Consider the following 18,846-nt stretch of genomic DNA (forward strand, 5'->3'; position numbering starts at 1 on the left):
ACCCTGCTTTTTGTGACACCATCGCCCGCAAGAAGCGTTAGCCGCTTGCGAACTTGACACCTGCATCGGGGCGCCAGGCCCACACGACTTCGCCGTACGCAACAGCCACACTCGTCTTTGTGACGTCGCGTCCATCGCAATCCCATCCCGCGTTGTGACGATCGCGAAACGCCCTCCGAGTGGAACGGGACGGCGGATGTGTACGGCTGATTCCGGGTCGCGGTCAAGAAGAATTTCGGAAAATCAGAAATTGGAATCCTCTTCCAGACTGGCGGCGCGCCAGAGTGCGCTTGCGCCACAAGTGGACGTCCCCTTCAGATCAGCTTGGCACGAACCGACACGGTCGGTCCGGCTAGCGATGTCCGGTCTCGGGTACAACAGAAGCGGCGGTTCGAACTCCGCAGGGCCGGTCTTGACCCTCTGTCCGACGCGGGCCGCTGACTGAACAACGGCGCGCCGCTGAGAATCGGCGGTTGTTGTCAGCAACATCCTATGACACCATCAAAGTCCCTGTTGTTGTGACTTTAGATGCCTATGCCGCGCCGGAAATATGCTTGGGAAAAGCTATCGGATGACCAGTTACTTCAGCAACGCCTCAGTAGTCTGAGGGTTGCGGTCGAAGGTACTTGGCTCGAAGATTGTATGAGCACTCTCTATGAAGAGCTCGAAGAGCGGGGCATCCGGCTTCGGCCACATACGTGGATATCGAGCGAATGGTTTAGTCCTGCAGCCATTCCCGGCATTGCCATCCCATTCTACCTTGCCCATCCCCGCCTGATGAAGCTCGAGAAGAAAATGATGCTCGACGTCGAGGGCGGTACCTGGTCCGAATGCATGGCCATCCTCCGCCATGAGGCGGGCCATGCGATCCAGCACGGCTATCAGCTGCAGCGCCGCCGGCTTTGGCAGCAGTTGTTCGGTCGGTCATCAAAACACTACCCGCGCTATTACCGGCCCAATCCGGCCAGCCGGCAATATGTCCAGCATCTTCGGCTCTGGTACGCACAGAGCCATCCGGACGAGGATTTTGCTGAAACCTTCGCGGTGTGGCTTCGGCCGCGTTCGAACTGGCGGACGCGCTATGCCGGCTGGCCAGCGCTGAAGAAGCTCGAATATGTTAACGAACTGATGGAGGAAATCGCCGGAAAGCGGCCTCTGATCATGACGCGGGAGCGTGTTGATCCGCTGCGTGAACTCAGCCAGACACTTGGCGACCACTATAAGAAGAAGCAGGAGTTCTACGCTTTCCGGGCACCGAAGACTTACGATCGCGACCTCTCCAGGATCTTTTCCGTCGATCCGCTGAATCGCCGGGGGCAACCGGCTTCTGCATTTATCCGGCGGCACCGCGCGCATTTGAGGCGGCTGGTTGCTCGGTGGACGGGCGAGAACCAACTTACGCTAGATGCTGTGCTTGACGACATGATCTCCCGCTGTCGGGAGCTGAATCTGCGCGCTGTCGGCTCCGAGCGGAAGCTCGTGACCGACTTCACCGTCCTGTTGACTGCCAAGACCATGCACGCGCTGTTTGGTCCTTCGCGGCGAAAATGGATCGCGCTATGAAACGCCTGCGCGTTCTGGTGCTGATGCATCCGGACTTCGTGCCCCCGGACTCTACCGACGGGTACACTGCGCGGCAAATCAACGAATGGAAAACAGAATACGACGTCGTCAGCACCTTGCGCGCAGCCGGTCATGATGTTCGCCCGCTCGGTGCGCAGGAAGAAATCAAGCCGGTGCGCGAGCAGATCGAAAATTTCAAGCCGCACGTGGTATTCACGTTGCTGGAGCAATTTCATAACGAGCCTACGTACGACCAGCACGTCGCAAGCTATCTCGAACTGATGCAGATCCCGTATACCGGGTGCAACCCGCGTGGTCTGATCTTGGCGCGCGGCAAGGATCTGTCCAAGACATTGGTGCACCATCGCCGGGTCGCGGTGCCGGCCTTCGCCGTATTCCCGATGCGCCGAAAGGTCAAACGCCCCGCGCGTCTTGCACTGCCGTTGATCGTCAAGAGCCTGAACGAAGATGGATCCCGAGGTATCTCGCAGGCATCCGTCGTCGATACCGACGAAAAGCTCGCGGCGCGCGTGGCGTTCGTTCACGAGCGGATCGGAACCGCCGCGATCGCCGAGCAATATATCGAGGGACGCGAGCTTTATGTCGGCGTGCTCGGCAACAATCGGTTGCGAGTGTTGCCAGTTTGGGAATTGAAATTTGGAACCATGGGCGGCCAGGCCATAGCCACCGAGAAAGTCAAACACGATACCGGTTATCAGGAGCGCGTGGGAATTGTAGACGGGCCGGCCACGAACATTGCGCCGGAGGTACGAGCCCGCATTCAACGAACAGCGAAACGCATCTACCGAACACTAGGGCTTGATGGATACGCGCGCGTTGACTTTCGCCTCTCTGCCGACGGCACCCTGTATTTCATTGAAGCGAACCCCAATCCCGAAATCGCGAGGAGCCAGGAGTTCGCTACAGCCGCCCAGCATGACGGACTGGATTACCCTAGCCTCTTGCATCGCATTCTGGCGCTTGGAATAAGCCGGGCAAACGCCGGGGCATCCATAGGCTGAGACGGGTATCCGGAAGAGGGGCTCCATGCCTGATTCACCTGTGTCCGGCTGTTTTGGTCTGCTCGAAGCCCTCGCAACTCGCTAGGCGTTCACGACTTCGAAATCCCCGCGATCAGCGCCTTGTTGAAACCTTCGGGGTCCGTCATCTGCGGCGCGTGGCCGTAGTCGGGAAACTCGATGAGCCTGGCGCCGGCAATGGCCTTGGCAGCGGCCTTGCCCAGTTCGGGATAATTTCCGAGTTTCGGCCGGAGCTCCGGCGGCGCGAAGTCCTTGGCGATCGCGGTGGTGTCTTTCTGGCCGATCATCAGCAAGGTCGGCACGGAGATTTCCGGGAAACGATACAGCACGGGCTGGGTGATGATCATGTCGTAGATCAGCGCCGAGTCCCACGCGACGGCTTCCTTGCCCGGGCCGTTGTTGAGGCCGGCGAGCATCTGCACCGCGCGTTCGTAGCGATCTTCCCACTTGCCGGCGTAGTAGGTCGATTTCTCGTAGGCGCGGATGCCGTCCGCATTTGTCTTCAGCTCGCGCGCGTACCATTGGTCGACCGAGATCGGCGGCACGCCCTTCGCGGACCAGTCCTCGAGCCCGACGGGATTGACGAGGACAAGGTGGCTGACGTCTTTTGGGTAGATCAGCGAATAATGCGCCGCCAGCATGCCGCCGGTGGAATGACCGATCACCACGGCCTTGTCGATGCCGAGGCTCGCCAGCAGTTCGTGGGTGTTGCCGGCAAGCTGCTTGAAGGTGAACTGGTAGGCGGCAGGCTTGCTCGATTTGCAGAAGCCGATCTGGTCCGGCGCGATCACACGATAGCCGGCCGCGACCAGATCCTTGATGGTCGGCTCCCAGGTGGCGGCGCAGAAATTCTTTCCGTGCAGCAGCACCGCCGTCTGCCCGTTTGGGCGCTCCGGCCTGACGTCGAGATAGGCCATCTGCAGCGACTGCCGCTGCGAGGTGAAAGCAAAGCGCTGAACCGGATAGGGATAGTCGAAGCCTTCCAGTTCCGGGCCGTAGGCCGGTGCCGCGTCGGTCGGCTGTTGGGCGGCCAGCGGCCCGGCGAAGACAGCCGCAGAAAGCGCTGCGCCGGCGAGGATCGTCCGTGTCCAGAGTTTCATGGTTTCCCGCCGATAGTTGGGGTGAATTCTTTCCCTTGCTGACTATCTGCAAGCGGACTGTGCCGATAGTCAAAATCCCTTGATGCGTGTGATGGGCCGCGCCATGCTGAACGACGTGCCTAAAGCCGTGCGCGGACACCAGAGGTTTTTCTCCAGTGGCAGGCCTCCCCTGGGATCCAACGTCTTCCAATGGGCCAACCGGTGCCGAATTGCTCGCGGCCATCGGCGGGCTGATGCGGCGCCTTGCTGCGCCGATCGTCGCTTACTGCCCGCCGTGGTGGGCATGGGTGGCCTTGACCATAGGTCTCGTCCCCGCTGGCTGCCTCGTCCGCCGGCGCAGCCTGCGTGCCCTCGAGGTTGCGCCACCCACCAACGCTGAACGAGCCCAGGCAGCGGCGGCAGGGCGGGCGATCGCCGCGAGCGGCCCGGTCGGCCTCGTGTTGGGTGGCGGCGGCGCGAAAGGTGCCTACCAGGTCGGTTGCTGGAAGGCGCTGCGCGACAGCGGCATCGTTCGTTTCGGCGCCATTGCCGGCACATCGGTCGGTGCACTGAATGCCGTGCTTGTGGCGCAGGACGAATTCGACCGCGCCGAGCGAATCTGGAACAACATGAGCTTCGGCCGCGTGTTGCAAATGCGTTGGTGGTCCTTGCTCGTCGCGGTTGCGATCCGCGTTGTGCTGATCGTGCCGTATCTGGGCAAGTTCAAGTTCCCGGCACGGGCCATACCGGTCAGTCTCTATCGTGCCACCCACGAGTGGCAGCAAGCATGGCGCGCCGTCGAGCCGCTGCGAGCGATTGCAGCTGTGCTTCGCTGGTATTTTTCGCTCCTGAAACAGCCGCGCTCGAACGATTGGATCGCGCAGTTCACATTGGTGCTGATCGCGTTCTCCGGACTAGCGGGTTGGTGGTATCTCGCCTTGCCGCTGTTCGAGGTCGCAGTGGCCGTGATCGGCGCACCGTTTTTGGCGCTGTGCGTCGTGAACTATGCGTCCTGGCTCGCGACGGCTCTCGACTTGCTCGCCACCCGCCTCGTTCTGGCGTCCAACACCCGGCTCGCCGAGCTGATAAGCGAATGCGTAAATCCCGAGCAGCTGAAGGCACACCCGACGCCGGTATTCGTGACGCTCGGCGCGCTGCGCGAAGTACAGCGCACCGTGGCCCCTCGGCTGCTTGCCCACGGCACGGCAACCGGTGGCCCGGCAGTCTCGGAGCGGTCGGGCATCATACCGACGCTGGATAGGGACTTCGGCGGTTTGGTCGATGGTGCGTCGCTGCCGACGACATCCTGGACGATGGAATACGTGCCGAACCACTTCAACGTTTGCACCGAGCCTCCGGGCCGGATGCGAGAACTCATCCTCCAGAGCGCCGGCTTGCCCGAAATTTTTCCAGCGCGTCAGTTCGATGGCGTCACATACGTGGACGGCGGCATCGCTGACAACGAGCCGCTTGCCGCGCTGGTCGATCTGCCCGGTCATCGCACGATCATCGTGATGCCACTGAATAACCGAGGGGACGAAGCAAGGATTCGCACAGACCTGAGCCGGGTGCTCGAGCGTCTTGGCCGGCCGCCGCCGGCGACACTTCCTGAGCTTCTGGTGCTGACGCCATCGCGCCCGCTTGGGAACATACTGGTTGGCACGATGGATTTTGCGGCAGAGCGAGCCCGCGCAATGATGCGCCTGGGTTATCGCGATACGATCGTCCGGCTCGCAGGCCGGGTGGCGGGTGAAGCCGCATAACCAACGAAAATCGGACGACGGACCACCGACCTGGATGCCCGGGAGCAGCCCGGGCATGACGAGCGGAGTGTGAAGTCGGATTATGTTGCTTTTGCTGCGCTACATTCTCGCGGTCACGAGCCGCCGCGCAGCAGTTCGCTGATCACGGCGAGCTGGCTGTCGCGAAACTCGACCATGTAGCCGTCCTTGATCGGGCGGTAGTCGGTCGGCGAGGTGTTCAGCGTAATACCGGGCAGCAGCATCGACAGCGGCACGTTCTTCAAGTTGGCGGCCTGCGCCATAATGTTGGTACGGCTGAGGTCGTTCTTGCACTGCTCCAGCACCACGACCAGCGCCTGCGCGACCATGTAGCCGTAGCCGGCGGCGAAGTTGGCGGGGTCGACGTTGGGCAGCCGCGCCTTCATGAAGTCGCCATAGGCGATCAGCCCAGGGTCCTTGGAATCAGGCACGTAAGGTTTCAGCGACACCACCGACATGATGCCGTGCGACGCTTCCAGCCCGGCCGGCACCATCACGGTGTCCTTGTTGGCGCAGCCCGAGGCAATGAAACGCATCGGCCGCCAGCCGGTTTCATAGGCCTTGCGGATCGCCTGCGCACAGGCGCGCGGCGTCACGCTGTAGATCAGGAACACATCGGCCTTGGTGTTGGCGAGGGTGAGGATCTGCGAATCCACCGTGGGATCGGCGACCTCGAAGCTCGACGCCATCGCGATCGCCTTGTCGGCCTCAGTGCCCAGCGCTTCCTTGACGCCGCGCAGATAATCCTTTCCGGCATCGTCGTTCTGGTAAAGAATCGCAAACCGCGCCTTGGGATTTTTCGCGCGCGCGTAGCGCACCTCGATGCCGGCTTCCTCGACATAGTTGGGCGCCCAGGGCAGCGCCATCAGCCAGGGCTGCGTCGCCGGCTCGTTCCACTTCGAGGCGGATGAGATCAGGAACAGATGCGGCACCTTGGCGCCGTTGAGATATTTGGCGGTCGCCGAGCTCGGCGCGGTGCCCATGGTGCCGAACATGAAAGCGACGTTGTCGTTCTCGACCAGCCGCCGGGTGGCCTCGACCGTCTTCGGCGGCGAAAAACCGTCGTCGAGCGAGATCATGTTGAGCTTGCGCCCGTTGACGCCGCCCTTTTCGTTGATCATGTCGAAATAAGCGGCGAATACTTTTCCGGTGACGCTGAGCGCCGAGGCCGGGCCGCTATACGGCATGATGTTGCCGAACTTGATTTCGGTGTCGGTGATTCCCGGCTGTTGGGCGGAGGCCGCCGTCCAGGCGGACAGCGACAGCACGACTGACAAAAGGGCTGCCGGGGCTGATAGCCTCGATCGGATCATGCTTCATCCTCCCGGCCAATGGCCGTATGTGCTATCTGCTTTTTACCAAAGGCTAGGGCCCGCCCACGCCGCCGGTCTTGCGTTGAGTTGCTGTCCAGCCGCTGGACGCAAGTTTGCGCGGGCCAAATCAGGGCAACGTTGCCTTCATGCTGGAGCATGACCTCGGATCATGCTCGGGAGGACGCTATGCTGGAACGCACGCGGGTGCAAAACCCATTTTACACGCCGGAGCACGAGGCGTTTCGCGACGTGATGCGCCGCTTTGTCGCGCGCGAGATCGAGCCCTATGCCCATGAATGGGACGAGGCCGGCGAGTTTCCGCGCGAGCTCTATGTCAAGGCGTCCGAGATCGGGCTGTTGGGACTCGGCTTCCCGGAAGAGTTCGGCGGCGTACCCGCCGACCAGTTCATGAAGATCGTGGCCTCGCAGGAGCTGGCACGCGCTGGCGCCGGCGGCGTCAGTTCGAGCTTGATGAGCCACACCATCGGCTCACCGCCGATCGCGCGCGCGGCCCGGCCGGAGGTGAAGGCGCGGGTGCTGCCGGATGTGTTGGCGGGCAGGAAAATCTCGGCGCTGGCGATCACCGAGCCGAGCGGCGGCTCCGACGTCGCCAACCTGCGTACCAAGGCGCGGCGCGACGGCGACCATTACGTCGTCAGCGGCGAGAAAACTTTTATTACGTCGGGCATGCGCGCCGATTATCTGACGGTGGCCGTGCGCACCGGCGGCGAGGGCCCCGGCGGGGTCAGCATGCTCCTGATCGAGGGCAATACGCCGGGGCTGTCGCGCACCAAGCTCAAGAAGATGGGCTGGTGGGCGTCGGACACCGCGACATTGCATTTTGACGAATGCCGGGTGCCGGTCGAGAACCTGATCGGCGAGGAAGGCCAAGGCTTCAAGATCATCATGCATAATTTCAACAGCGAGCGCATGGGCATGGCGGCGAGCTGCACCGCCTATGCGCGGGTCTGCGTCGAGGACGCGATCGCCTACGCCAAAGAGCGCAAGACGTTTGGAAAACCGATTTCGCAGCATCAGGTGATCCGTCACAAGCTGGTCGACATGGCGCAGAAGGTGGCAGCGTCGCAGGCGATGCTGGAAATGCTGGCGTGGCGGCTCGGGCAGGGCGAGAGCCCGGTCGCCGAGATCTGCATGATGAAGAACCAGGCGACCCAGACCATGGCGTTCTGCGCCTCCGAGGCGGTGCAGATCTTCGGCGGCGCCGGCTTCATGCGCGGCATCAAGGTCGAGCGCATCTACCGCGAGGTCAAGGTCAACGCCATCGGCGGCGGCACCGAGGAGATCATGAAGGATCTGGCGAGCCGGCAGATGGGGTTGTGACGTTCTCTCTCTCCGTCATGCCCGGGCTTGACCCGGGCATCCACGTCTTTCTTTCTACTGGCGGCCAAAGACGTGGATGGCCGGGACAAGCCCGGCCATGACGGCGGGCTAACTAATAAGGCTCTGGATCACAAAAATGCTCTTCACCGCCGACCACGACGAACCGCGTCGTATTCTGCAAAAATTCATCGCCGCGGAGATCAATCCGTTCGTCGACGAGTGGGAGAAGGCCGATATTTTTCCGGCGCATGCGCTGTTCAAGAAGCTCGGCGATCTCGGCTTTCTCGGGCTGAACAAACCCGTCGAGTTCGGCGGCCAGGGGCTCGACTACAGCTACGCGCTGATGATGGCGGAAGAGCTCGGCGCCATCACCTGCGGCGGCGTGCCGATGGCGATCGGGGTGCAGACCGATATGGCTACTCCCGCGCTGGCGCGGTTCGGCTCCGACGACGTGCGCCGCGAGTTTCTGGCGCCCGCCATCGCCGGCGACATGGTCGCCTGTATCGGCGTCTCCGAGCCCGGCGCCGGCTCCGATGTCGCTTCGATCAAGACCCATGCCCGCTCCGACGGCGACGATTACGTCATCAATGGCGGCAAGATGTGGATCACCAACGGCACCCAGGCCGACTGGATCTGCCTGCTCGCCAACACCAGCGACGACCAGGTCCATCGCAACAAGTCGCTGATCTGCGTGCCGATGAAGAGCAAGGGGGTGCAGATCGCGCGCAAGCTCGACAAGCTGGGCATGCGCTCCTCCGACACCGCGCAAATCTATTTCGACAATGTCCGGGTGCCGAAACGCAACCGCATCGGCGAGGAGGGCAAGGGCTTTACCTACCAGATGGTGCAGTTCCAGGAGGAGCGGCTGTGGGGCGCGGCGGCCTGCCTCAAGGCGCATGAGTTCATTATCAATGAGACCATTGAGTACACCCGCAACCGGAAGGCGTTCGGCCAATCGATCCTCGACAACCAGACCGTCCATTTCAAGCTCGCGGAAATGCAGACCGAGGTCGAATTGTTGCGCGCGCTGATCTATCGCGCCGCCGAAGCATTGGTCGCGGGCGAGGACGTCACGCGGCTCGCAACCATGGCGAAACTCAAAGCGGGCCGTCTGGGCCGCGAACTCACCGATGCCTGCCTGCAGTTCTGGGGCGGCATGGGATTCATGAACGAGACGCCGGTGAGCCGGGCCTATCGCGACAGCCGCCTGACCTCGATCGGCGGCGGCGCCGACGAGGTGATGCTGACGGTGCTGTGCAAGATGATGGGCACGCTGCCGGGCGCCAAGAAGTAGGGGCGGATCATGTTCTATGCGCAGAGTGAGAAAGTCAGCGAGCTGAAGCACCGCCTCGAAGCGTTCATGGACCGATACGTCTATCCGAACGAGGAGCGGTTCTATAAGGAGGCCGAGGATCTCGGCCCGTGGAAGGTCTATCCGGTCGTCGAGGAACTGAAGCCGAAGGCGCGCGAAGCCGGCCTGTGGAATCTGTTCCTGCCTGAAAGCGAACATGGCGCGGGGCTCACTAATCTCGAATACGCGCCGCTGTGCGAAGTGATGGGCAGGACGCATCTGGCGCCCGAGGTGTTCAACTGCTCGGCGCCCGACACCGGGAACATGGAAGTGCTGGCGCGCTACGGCACGCGAGAGCATCAGGAAAAATGGCTCAAGCCGCTGCTGGCAGGCGAAATCCGATCATGTTTCGCCATGACCGAACCGGCGGTCGCTTCCAGCGACGCCACCAACATCGAGAGCTCGATCGTCCGCGACGGCGACGACTACGTCATCAACGGCCGCAAGTGGTACACCACCAACGCCACCGACCCGCGCTGCAAGATCTGCATCTTCATGGGCAAGACCGATCCCAACAATCCGGATCGCCATCGCCAGCAGTCGATGATCCTGGTGGCGATGGATACGCCAGGCGTCAAAGTGCTGCGGCCGATCCCGGTGTTCGGATTCTACGGCGTACCGGATCGCGCCTCCGAAGTCGTTTTCGACAATGTCCGCGTTCCCGCGACCAACATGCTGCTCGGCGAGGGCCGCGGCTTCGAGATCGCGCAGGGGCGTCTCGGCCCCGGCCGCATTCATCACTGCATGCGGCTGATTGGCCTCGCCGAGCGGACGCTGGAGAAGATGTGCGTACGCACCAGAAGCCGCGTCGCTTTCGGCAAGGCGGTTTCGGAGCAGACCGTGACGCAGGAAAGAATCGCGGAATCGCGCATCATGATCGAGCAGTCGCGGCTGCTGACGCTGCATGCGGCGCACATGATGGATACCGTCGGCAACCGAACGGCGAGGGCTGAAATCGCGATGATCAAGGTCGCGGTGCCGAACATGGCCTGCCAGGTGATCGACTGGGCGATCCAGGCCCATGGCGGCGCCGGCACCGGCAACGATTTCGGACTCGCCGCGGCTTATGCGACGGCGCGCCTGCTTCGTCTCGCCGACGGCCCGGATGAAGTCCATCGCAATCAGATTGCGCGGCTCGAATTGAAAAAGCACAGCAACGGCTGACACGCGCTCCATGGCGCCCAGGCCATGCTTGCCTTAAACTCGCTTGAACAAAATCAGGGGAAACGCTCGATGATCACGCTCTATCACTGCGACGGCGCACGCTCGTTTCGTCCGCTCTGGATGCTGGAAGAGCAGGGGCTGCCCTACGAGCTCAAGATGCTGCCGTTCCCGCCGCGGGTGTTTGCCAAGGAATACATGGCGATCAACCCGCTCGGCACCATTCCCTTCATGGTCGACGGCGAAACCAAAATGACGGAGTCCTCCGGCATCTGTCATTACCTCGGCACAAGGCACGGGCCGACGCCGCTGGTGGTCGGGGTCGACGAGCCGGCCTACGGCGCGTTCCTGAACTGGATGTATTTCAGCGACGCCACGCTGACCTTTCCGCAAACGCTGGTGCTGAGATACAGTCAGCTCGAGCCGGAAGAGCGCCGGAACCCGCAGGTCTCCGGCGATTATGCCAAGTGGTTCCTCGGCCGGCTGCGGGCGGTCGAAGCCGCCACGGCCAATTCGGAGTTCCTCTGCGCCGGCCGGTTCACCGCCGCCGATATCGCCAACGGCTATGCCTTGCGGTTGGCCGGCAATATTGGCCTCGACAAGGACTTTGGGCCGAATGTCAGGGCCTATTGGGAGCGGTTGCAGCAGCGCGACGGTTACCAGCGCGCGGTGGCGGCGGAACAGAAGGCCGGGGTGGAACAGGGCGTGAAGGCGAGGGTGCGGCCCTAGTTAGAGCGCCGTCATTCCGGGGCGATGCGAAGCATCGAACCCGGAATCTCGAGATTCCCCGGGGTGCAATTGCACCCCTGAGGTTCGTCCTTCGGGCGCCCCGGAATGACCCTTTTGTTCGTCGGTGACAGACCCCCATTTTGCGCTATGGTTGCCTCCTGTCGCAGCGGCCTTAGAGCCGCGCGAGGAGGAACTGCCATGAACGACATCGGTCACGAGAGCGGCCACAAATCCGGCCACCTGATGCTGATCACCCCGGAGCGCGTGTTTTACGCCGGCCTGCTCGGCCGCCCGCGGGCGCGCTGCTCCGGCGCGCTCAATGTCTATGTCGCGATCGAGGGCGGGCTGTGCCTCACCGCCGATGGCCGCGAGACCCTCTGCGAGCTCGCCGCCGTGCTGCCGAATATCATGCACACCATCGCCAGCGACTACCGCTCGGTGCTCAGCCTCGTGATCGAGCCGGAAAGCGTTCCGCCAGGCGTGTTCGAGGATCTCGTCAAGCGCCTCTCGGGCCCCGAAAGCGCAAACTTCGCCAACCGGATTCGTGACGCCTATGTCGAATTGCGCGAGCGCCAAGGTAATGAGGAGGGTGGCAACGATATTTCGAACGCCGAATTCGATCTGCTGTGTCTTGGCGAAGTCCTGGCACCGCGTGCGCTCGATCCGCGGGTGATACGCTCGATCGTGCAGATCGGAAAGTTCTGCGGCGAACCGGTGACGGCGGCAAGCTGCGCCACGGAGGCGGCGCTGTCGCCGTCGCGCTTCCTGCATCTGTTCAAGGAAGAGACCGGAATCTCGTTCCGTTCGTTCCGCGCCTGGAAGCGTGCGCGGCATCTGCTGCACTTCGCCAACCAGGACATCAACCTCGCGCATCTCGCGCAGGATATCGGCTATCCCGACTCGACGCATTTCAGCCATTCGATCCGCCGCTTCTACGGGCTGAAGCCGCGCGCGATCTTTTCCGGCTCGCGCGACCTCGCGATCTATACCAGCGGTCGCATCGAGGCCGACAATAGCGCATGGACGCAAGAAGCCAGTTGATCCCGGCCGCATGATCGCGAGAGCAATAGCTTCCGGGAATCAAAGGGCTGATCCATGGGCGACAAGGCCGTCATTACCTGCTCGCTGAACGGCGTGCTGACCGATCCGAAACAGCACAACGTGCCTGTGACGCCGGAGCAGATGGCGCGCGAGGCCAAGGCTGCGTTTAACGCCGGTGCCAGCATCATGCATATGCATCTGCGCCAGCAGGAGCCGAACGAGGGCCACCTGCCGTCCTGGGAAGTCAGCGTCTCCAAGGAAATCCAGCAGGCGATCCGCGAGGCCTGCCCAGGCGTGATCATCAACCACACTACCGGCACCTCGGGGCCGCATTACCAGGGCGCGCTCGACTGCGTGCGCGAGACCAAGCCCGAGATCGCGGCCTGCAACGCCGGCTCGCTGAACTATCTCAAGGTCAAGTCCGACAACACCTGGGCCTGGCCGCCGATGATGTTCGATAACGCGGTCGAGAAAGTGCAGGACTATCTCGACGTCATGAAAACGGCCGGGACGATTCCGGAATTCGAATGCTTCGACGTCGGCATCGTGCGTTGCGTCAACATGTACCGGCAGACCGGGATGTATGCGGGCCCGCTGGAGTACAATTTCGTGATGGGCGTGGCCTCCGGCATGCCGGCCGATCCGGAACTGCTGCCGATCCTGCTGAAGCTGAAAGAGCCGGACGCACATTGGCAAGTCACCGCGATCGGCCGCGGCGAAATCTGGCCGCTGCACCAGCGCTGCGCTGATTTGGGCGGACACCTGCGCACCGGGCTTGAGGACACGTTCTATCTCGCCGACGGCAAGAAGGTGACCTCGAACGGGCAGTTGATCGAAGCTATCGCCGCCTGTGCCCGGCGTGCCGGCCGCGAGATCGCGAGCCCCGCCGAAGCGCGGCAGATTTTCGGGACCAGGCATTAGCGTCGGGACACACTCAGCCGTCATTGCGAGCGAAGCGAAGCAATCCATCTTGCCGCGAAAAGAAAGACTGGATTGCCACGTCGCTTCGCTCCTCGCAATGACGGAGGGTGGGGTGAGCGTCTTGGATTACGTTCACGGGGAGTGGAACAGATGACCAACCTCACCGCAACCGGCGGCGTGCCCGGGCCGGGCCGGATCGGCCGCGTCGCGATCGGTGATCTCTTGAAGCGGGCGGCGGCGCGGTTTCCGGATCGGGTGGCGCTGACCGATGGCGCGCGCCGCGTGACGTTTACCGAGATCGAGCGCGACGCCAACCGTTTTGCCAACTATCTGGTTAGCCGCGGGCTGAAGCCGGGCGACAAGATTTCGACGATCTGCAACAACTCGGTCGAATTCGTCAAAGCGCTGTTCGGCATTCATCGCGCCGGACTGGTCTGGGTCCCCATCAACACCATGCTCGGCCCGGCGGACATGGATTATATCCTCGACCATGCCGAAGTTCGCTTCGCTGTCATCGACGACATGCTGCATGCGCAGCCTGACCGCCGCGCCGCGCTGGAGAAGCGCGGCATGCAGATGATCGCGATCGACCTCGCCGGTAAGGTCGCAGCGTCAGGGCTGGAGAATTTCGCCGACCTGATCAAAGACCGGCCCGACGTCGAGCCCGAGATCGATTTCGACGAGCGCGATCTGGCGATGATCATCTACACGTCGGGCACAACGTCGCGGCCCAAGGGCGCGATGCATTGCCATCTCGCCGTTGTGATGGCCGTGATGAGCAATTGCATCGAGATGAAGCTCGGCCGCGACGACGGGATCACCGGGCAGTTTCCATTGTTCCATTGCGCCGGTCATGTGCTGCTGTTGAGCTATCTGTCGGTCGGCGGCCGCATGGCGCTGATGCGCGGCTTCGATCCCATCGTCTGCATGGAAGCCATCGTCCGCGACAAGCTCACCGTGTTTGTCGGCCTCTCGCTGATGTACCAGGCGATCCTCGATCATCCGCGCCGCAGGGAGTTCGACCTGTCGGGCCTCAAGACCTGCATCTACACCATGGCGCCGATGGGCCGGCCGCTGCTGGAACGCGCGATAGCAGACATGTGCCCGAACTTCGTGCTCTCGTCAGGCCAGACCGAAATGTATCCGGCCACCACGATGTCGCAGCCGGACCGCCAGCTCGAACGCTTCGGCAATTACTGGGGCGAATCGCTGATCGTGAATGAAACGGCTGTTATGGACGACAACGGCAACCTGTTGCCGCGCGGCGAGGCCGGCGAGCTCGTGCATCGCGGCCCGAATGTGATGCTGGGCTATTACAAGGATCCGAAGGCGACCGAAGAGGCGCGCAAGTTCGGCTGGCATCACACCGGCGATCTCGCGCTGATCGATGAGCACGGCGAGGTGCTGTTCCTCGACCGCAAGAAGGACATGATCAAGTCCGGCGGCGAGAACGTCGCTTCGGTCAAGATCGAGGAGACGCTGCTGGCGCATCCGGCGGTGCAGAACGCTGCCGTCGTCGGCCTGCCGCACCCGCAATGGGGCGAGGCGGTGTCGGCGTTCGTCAAGCTGAAGCCGGGTGCCCAAGCCGACGAAGCCGCGATCGCCGAGCATTGCCGCAAACACCTCGGCGGCTTCCAGGTGCCGAAATTCATTCGTATCCTCGACGAAATGCCGATGACCGCGACCGGGAAATTGCGCAAGGTCGAATTGCGTCAGACGTACAGCGAACATTTTACCGGGAAGAGCGCGTGAGGATGACGGAGTAAACATGGCCATCCTCGAATCCACCGTCGCCACCGGCGGCGCCGCCTACAAGGCCAACCGCGACGGCATGCTGGCGCTGATCGCGCGGATGCGGATGCTGGAGGAGCGGACGCGCGCTGCCTCCGCCGGCGCCAAGGATCGCTTCCACAAGCGCGGGCAGTTGCTGCCGCGCGAGCGGGTGGCGCTGGTGCTCGATCCCGGCACGCCCTTTATCGAACTGTCGACGCTCGCCGGTTACATGTTCGATGTGCCGGATGCGGACAAGAGCGTGCCCGGCGGCGGGCTGATCGCCGGCATCGGCTTTGTTGCCGGCATCCGCTGCATGGTCAGCGCCAACGATTCCGGCATCGATGCCGGCGCGCTGCAGCCTTACGGGCTCGACAAGACGCTCCGGGTGCAGGAACTGGCGCTGGAGAACAAGCTGCCTTATGTGCAGCTGGTCGAAAGCGCCGGCGCCAACCTGCTGCGCTACCGCGTCGAGGATTTTATTCGCGGCGGCAACATTTTTCGAAATTTGGCGCGGCTGTCGGCGGCCGGTCTGCCCGTGGTGACGGTAACGCACGGCTCCTCGACCGCGGGCGGCGCCTACCAGACCGGGCTGTCCGATTACATCGTGATGGTGCGCGGCCGTACCCGTGCGTTCCTGGCCGGGCCGCCTCTCTTGAAAGCTGCTACCGGCGAGATCGCGACCGAGGAGGAACTCGGCGGCGCCGAGATGCACACCTCGATCTCCGGGCTCGGCGATTATCTCGCCGAGGACGACCGCGACGCGCTGCGGATCGCGCGCGATATCATGACCAATCTGGAATGGGACCGGTCGAAGCCGGCCGAGACGTCGTGGCGCCCGCCGCGTTACGAGCAGGAAGAGTTGCTCGGCATCATGGCGATGGACCACAAGCGTCCGGTCGACATGCGCCAGGTGATTGCGCGGATCATCGACGATTCCGACTTCACCGAGTTCGGCGCCAATTACGGTCCTGCGACCGTGTGCGGTCACGCCCGCATCGAGGGGCAGGCGATCGGGATCATCACCAACAACGGCCCGCTCGATGTGCCCGGCGCCAACAAGGCCACGCATTTCATCCAGGCCTGCTGCCAGTCGCGCACGCCGCTGCTCTATCTCAACAACACCACCGGCTACATGGTGGGCAAGGCCTATGAGGAAGCCGGCATGATCAAGCACGGCTCCAAGATGATCCAGGCCGTGACGTCGGCCACGGTGCCGCAGATCACGATTTACTGCGGCGCGTCGTTCGGCGCCGGCAATTACGGCATGTGCGGGCGCGGCTTCCATCCGCGCTTCTGCTTCTCCTGGCCCAATGCCAAAACAGCGGTCATGGGCGGCGAGCAGGCCGCCGAAACCATGGCGATCGTGACCGAGGCGGCCGCCGCGCGGCGCGGCAAGCCGGTCGAGAAGGAAAAGCTCGATGCGATGAAGGCGCAGATCATCGGCGTGTTCGACGGCCAGATGGACGTATTCTCGACCAGCGCGCGCGTGCTCGACGATGGCGTGATCGACCCGCGCGATACCCGCAGCGTGCTGTCCGAGGTGCTGGCGATCTGCCGCGAGGCCGAGGCGCGCATCCCCCAGCGCATGCAATTCTCGGTCGCCCGGCCATGAGCATGATGAAGCAAACGCCGTTCTTCAAGATCCTGATCGCCAATCGCGGCGAGATCGCGCTGCGGATCATGCGCACCGCGCGCCGCCTCGGCTATGGCGTGGTTGCGGTTTATTCCGACGCCGACCGCGATGCGCTGCATGTCCGCGAGGCGGATCAGGCGGTGCGGATCGGCGAGGCATTGCCGTCGCAGTCCTATTTGCGGATCGATGCCATCATTGCGGCGGCGAAAGCCTCGGGCGCCGGCGCAGTGCATCCCGGCTATGGCTTTCTCGCCGAGAACGAAGATTTCGCGCAGGCCTGCCGCGACGCGGGGGTGGTGTTCATCGGGCCGTCGCCGAAATCGATCCGGGCGATGGGCAACAAGGCCGGCGCCAAGGACATCATGCTGAAGGCCGGCGTGCCCTGCGTGCCCGGCTATCAGGGGGCGGACCAGAGTGACGCCGTGATGCTGAAGGAGGCCAAGAAGATCGGCTTCCCGGTCATGATCAAGGCCGTCGCCGGCGGCGGCGGGCGCGGCATGCGGCTGGTGGCGGATGCCGCCGCGTTTCCGGACGCACTGCGCAGCGCGCGATCCGAGGCGCAGGGCGCGTTCGGCGACGCAAGCGTGATTCTGGAGCGCGCGATCGTCAATCCCCGGCATATTGAAGTGCAGGTGTTCGGCGACCGCTACGGCAACGCCATTCATCTCGGCGAACGCGATTGCTCGGTGCAACGCCGGCACCAGAAATTGATCGAGGAGGCGCCGTCGCCGGCGGTGACGCCGCGGCTGCGGGCGCGGATGGGCCAGGTCGCCGTCGATGCAGTGAGGTCGCTGCGCTATGAGGGCGCCGGCACGCTGGAATTCCTGCTCGATGCGAGCGGCGAATTCTATTTCATGGAAATGAATACGCGGCTGCAGGTCGAACACCCCGTCACCGAGGCGATCACAGGCCTTGATCTGGTCGGACTGCAACTGCGCGTCGCCAGCGGCGAGCCGCTCGGACTGGTGCAGGAGGACATCAAGTTCTCCGGCCACGCGATCGAGGTGCGGCTGTGTTCCGAAGACGCCGATCATGATTTCATGCCGCAATCCGGCAGGATGGCGCTGTGGCAGATGCCGGATGGCATTCGCGTCGAGCATGCGCTGCAATCAGGTTTCGAGATTCCGCCGTTCTACGATTCGATGATCGCCAAGATCATCAGCCATGGTACGGATCGCAACGAGGCGCGCGGCAAGCTGATCTGCGGCCTCGAGCAGACCGCGGCATTTGGTGTCACCACCAATCAGGGATTCCTGATCTCGTGCCTGCGCCATCCCGCTTTTGCGAAGGGCGAAGCGACCACGGCCTTTATCGGCAATCATCGTGGCGAACTGCTGCTGCCGCGCGCCGATGACAAGGCGGAGGCCGCGCTGGCGGCGTTGCTGCTCTATGCGACGCATCCGCAGGCGCCGGCCTGGCGCCGCGGGCGGTCTTTGGCGGCGGCGTTTCCGCTGACGACGCGGATCGATCTCGGCCAGGGCGTGCACGAGGTCGACATCGTGCGCGAACGCGACGGCGGCTATCGGGCGTCCTTCGAAGGTGGCGAGCAGCGTTTCGAGATCGACGAACTCGGCCGCGACGCCATTCGCTTCCGCGCCAACGGGACAATGGAATCCGCACGGTTCCTGCGCGATGGCGACCGCCTCTATGTCCTGCATCGCGGCGTCACGATTGCGATCCGCGACCTGACGCTGGCAGCCCCGGTCTCGGCCGCGGCCAGCGGCGGCGACGGCAAGGTGCGCGCGGCGATGAACGGCCGCGTCGTCGCGGTGCTGGTCAAGCCGGGCGACAAGGTCGCTGCGGGGCAACCCGTGATGACGTTGGAAGCGATGAAGATGGAGCACGTGCATACGGCCGGTGTGGCCGGCACGGTTTCGGCGATTGATGTGGCCGAGGGCGAGCAGGTGACGACGGGGAAGATCGTGGTGGAGATCGCGGCGGTTTAGCTGCCGCAACCGTCATTGCGAGGAGCGGAAGCGACGAAGCAATCCATTCGTCGTTTGCGACGCAAAGCAAGATGGATTGCTTCGCGGAGCCTGTCATCGGGCGCGCATGCGCGCGACCCGTTGGCTCGCAATGACGACGGCTTAACCACCCGTCGTCCCGGCCTTGAGCCGGCA

Annotated in this window: 14 protein-coding genes; 12 read left to right on the plus strand and 2 right to left on the minus strand. The window is 63.3% G+C overall.

The window, feature by feature from the left end; all coding sequences use genetic code 11:
* Nucleotides 1–642 precede the first annotated feature (642 nt).
* Together BLS26_RS19450 and BLS26_RS19455 are read left to right on the plus strand one after the other, a co-directional pair.
* Nucleotides 643–1,563: a putative zinc-binding metallopeptidase gene (locus BLS26_RS19450; protein ID WP_244541628.1), complete on the plus strand. Its 921-nt coding sequence runs from the start codon at nucleotides 643–645 to the stop codon at nucleotides 1,561–1,563.
* Nucleotides 1,560–2,585, plus strand: coding sequence for an ATP-grasp domain-containing protein (locus BLS26_RS19455; protein WP_172804635.1), 1,026 nt, complete (start codon nucleotides 1,560–1,562; stop codon nucleotides 2,583–2,585). Before BLS26_RS19450 ends, BLS26_RS19455 begins: the two co-directional genes overlap by 4 nt.
* Before the next feature lie 89 nt (nucleotides 2,586–2,674).
* Here BLS26_RS19455 and BLS26_RS19460 read toward each other — a convergent pair whose 3' ends face one another.
* The gene (locus tag BLS26_RS19460; protein WP_092513766.1) at nucleotides 2,675–3,703 is read right to left on the minus strand and encodes an alpha/beta fold hydrolase; all 1,029 of its coding nucleotides are present in this window, start codon (nucleotides 3,701–3,703) and stop codon (nucleotides 2,675–2,677) included.
* Nucleotides 3,704–3,912: 209 nt separating this feature from the next.
* On the opposite strand from BLS26_RS19460, the gene BLS26_RS19465 reads away from it, so the two are divergent.
* Nucleotides 3,913–5,445: a patatin-like phospholipase family protein gene (locus BLS26_RS19465; RefSeq protein WP_157676501.1), complete on the plus strand. Its 1,533-nt coding sequence runs from the start codon at nucleotides 3,913–3,915 to the stop codon at nucleotides 5,443–5,445.
* Between the two features lie 113 nt (nucleotides 5,446–5,558).
* Here the strand turns inward: BLS26_RS19465 and BLS26_RS19470 are convergent, their stop codons facing one another.
* Nucleotides 5,559–6,776 carry an ABC transporter substrate-binding protein gene (locus BLS26_RS19470; protein ID WP_092513768.1) on the minus strand — a complete coding sequence of 406 codons (1,218 nt, stop codon included), beginning with the start codon at nucleotides 6,774–6,776 and terminating at the stop codon, nucleotides 5,559–5,561.
* Nucleotides 6,777–6,962: 186 nt separating this feature from the next.
* On the opposite strand from BLS26_RS19470, the gene BLS26_RS19475 reads away from it, so the two are divergent.
* The 9 genes from BLS26_RS19475 (at nucleotide 6,963) to BLS26_RS19515 (ending at nucleotide 18,672) form a co-directional block, all read left to right on the plus strand.
* Nucleotides 6,963–8,117: an acyl-CoA dehydrogenase family protein gene (locus tag BLS26_RS19475; RefSeq protein WP_172804636.1), complete on the plus strand. Its 1,155-nt coding sequence runs from the start codon at nucleotides 6,963–6,965 to the stop codon at nucleotides 8,115–8,117.
* Nucleotides 8,118–8,253: 136 nt separating this feature from the next.
* Complete coding sequence (locus BLS26_RS19480) at nucleotides 8,254–9,411, plus strand: acyl-CoA dehydrogenase family protein (RefSeq protein ID WP_092513770.1); 1,158 nt, start codon at nucleotides 8,254–8,256, stop codon at nucleotides 9,409–9,411.
* Nucleotides 9,412–9,420: 9 nt separating this feature from the next.
* Nucleotides 9,421–10,632, plus strand: a complete 1,212-nt coding sequence (locus tag BLS26_RS19485; RefSeq protein ID WP_092513772.1) for an acyl-CoA dehydrogenase family protein — start codon at nucleotides 9,421–9,423, stop codon at nucleotides 10,630–10,632.
* Between the two features lie 69 nt (nucleotides 10,633–10,701).
* Nucleotides 10,702–11,358, plus strand: coding sequence for a glutathione S-transferase family protein (locus BLS26_RS19490; protein ID WP_092513774.1), 657 nt, complete (start codon nucleotides 10,702–10,704; stop codon nucleotides 11,356–11,358).
* Between the two features lie 198 nt (nucleotides 11,359–11,556).
* The gene (locus BLS26_RS19495; protein WP_092513776.1) at nucleotides 11,557–12,399 is read left to right on the plus strand and encodes a helix-turn-helix domain-containing protein; all 843 of its coding nucleotides are present in this window, start codon (nucleotides 11,557–11,559) and stop codon (nucleotides 12,397–12,399) included.
* A 54-nt stretch (nucleotides 12,400–12,453) separates the two neighbouring features.
* Nucleotides 12,454–13,320, plus strand: a complete 867-nt coding sequence (locus tag BLS26_RS19500; RefSeq protein WP_092513778.1) for a 3-keto-5-aminohexanoate cleavage protein — start codon at nucleotides 12,454–12,456, stop codon at nucleotides 13,318–13,320.
* Between the two features lie 150 nt (nucleotides 13,321–13,470).
* A complete protein-coding gene (locus BLS26_RS19505) occupies nucleotides 13,471–15,072 on the plus strand; it encodes an AMP-binding protein (RefSeq protein WP_092513780.1) in 1,602 nt (533 codons plus the stop codon).
* A 16-nt stretch (nucleotides 15,073–15,088) separates the two neighbouring features.
* Nucleotides 15,089–16,705: an acyl-CoA carboxylase subunit beta gene (locus BLS26_RS19510; RefSeq protein ID WP_092513782.1), complete on the plus strand. Its 1,617-nt coding sequence runs from the start codon at nucleotides 15,089–15,091 to the stop codon at nucleotides 16,703–16,705.
* A 5-nt stretch (nucleotides 16,706–16,710) separates the two neighbouring features.
* A complete protein-coding gene (locus BLS26_RS19515) occupies nucleotides 16,711–18,672 on the plus strand; it encodes an acetyl-CoA carboxylase biotin carboxylase subunit (RefSeq protein WP_172804802.1) in 1,962 nt (653 codons plus the stop codon).
* The last annotated feature ends 174 nt before the right edge of the window (nucleotides 18,673–18,846 follow it).

It is taken from the genome of Afipia sp. GAS231 (assembly GCF_900103365.1).
GTDB lineage: Bacteria > Pseudomonadota > Alphaproteobacteria > Rhizobiales > Xanthobacteraceae > Bradyrhizobium.

Bases quoted from the DNA above. Each gene is read 5' to 3' on its own strand.
- BLS26_RS19450 (WP_244541628.1), top strand. From the start codon at position 643: ATGAGCACTCTCTATGAAGAGCTCGAAGAGCGGGGCATCCGGCTTCGG.
- BLS26_RS19455 (WP_172804635.1), top strand. From the start codon at position 1,560: ATGAAACGCCTGCGCGTTCTGGTGCTGATGCATCCGGACTTCGTGCCC.
- BLS26_RS19460 (WP_092513766.1), bottom strand. From the start codon at position 3,703: ATGAAACTCTGGACACGGACGATCCTCGCCGGCGCAGCGCTTTCTGCG.
- BLS26_RS19470 (WP_092513768.1), bottom strand. From the start codon at position 6,776: ATGATCCGATCGAGGCTATCAGCCCCGGCAGCCCTTTTGTCAGTCGTG.
- BLS26_RS19475 (WP_172804636.1), top strand. From the start codon at position 6,963: ATGCTGGAACGCACGCGGGTGCAAAACCCATTTTACACGCCGGAGCAC.
- BLS26_RS19480 (WP_092513770.1), top strand. From the start codon at position 8,254: ATGCTCTTCACCGCCGACCACGACGAACCGCGTCGTATTCTGCAAAAA.
- BLS26_RS19485 (WP_092513772.1), top strand. From the start codon at position 9,421: ATGTTCTATGCGCAGAGTGAGAAAGTCAGCGAGCTGAAGCACCGCCTC.
- BLS26_RS19490 (WP_092513774.1), top strand. From the start codon at position 10,702: ATGATCACGCTCTATCACTGCGACGGCGCACGCTCGTTTCGTCCGCTC.
- BLS26_RS19495 (WP_092513776.1), top strand. From the start codon at position 11,557: ATGAACGACATCGGTCACGAGAGCGGCCACAAATCCGGCCACCTGATG.
- BLS26_RS19500 (WP_092513778.1), top strand. From the start codon at position 12,454: ATGGGCGACAAGGCCGTCATTACCTGCTCGCTGAACGGCGTGCTGACC.
- BLS26_RS19505 (WP_092513780.1), top strand. From the start codon at position 13,471: ATGACCAACCTCACCGCAACCGGCGGCGTGCCCGGGCCGGGCCGGATC.
- BLS26_RS19510 (WP_092513782.1), top strand. From the start codon at position 15,089: ATGGCCATCCTCGAATCCACCGTCGCCACCGGCGGCGCCGCCTACAAG.
- BLS26_RS19515 (WP_172804802.1), top strand. From the start codon at position 16,711: ATGAAGCAAACGCCGTTCTTCAAGATCCTGATCGCCAATCGCGGCGAG.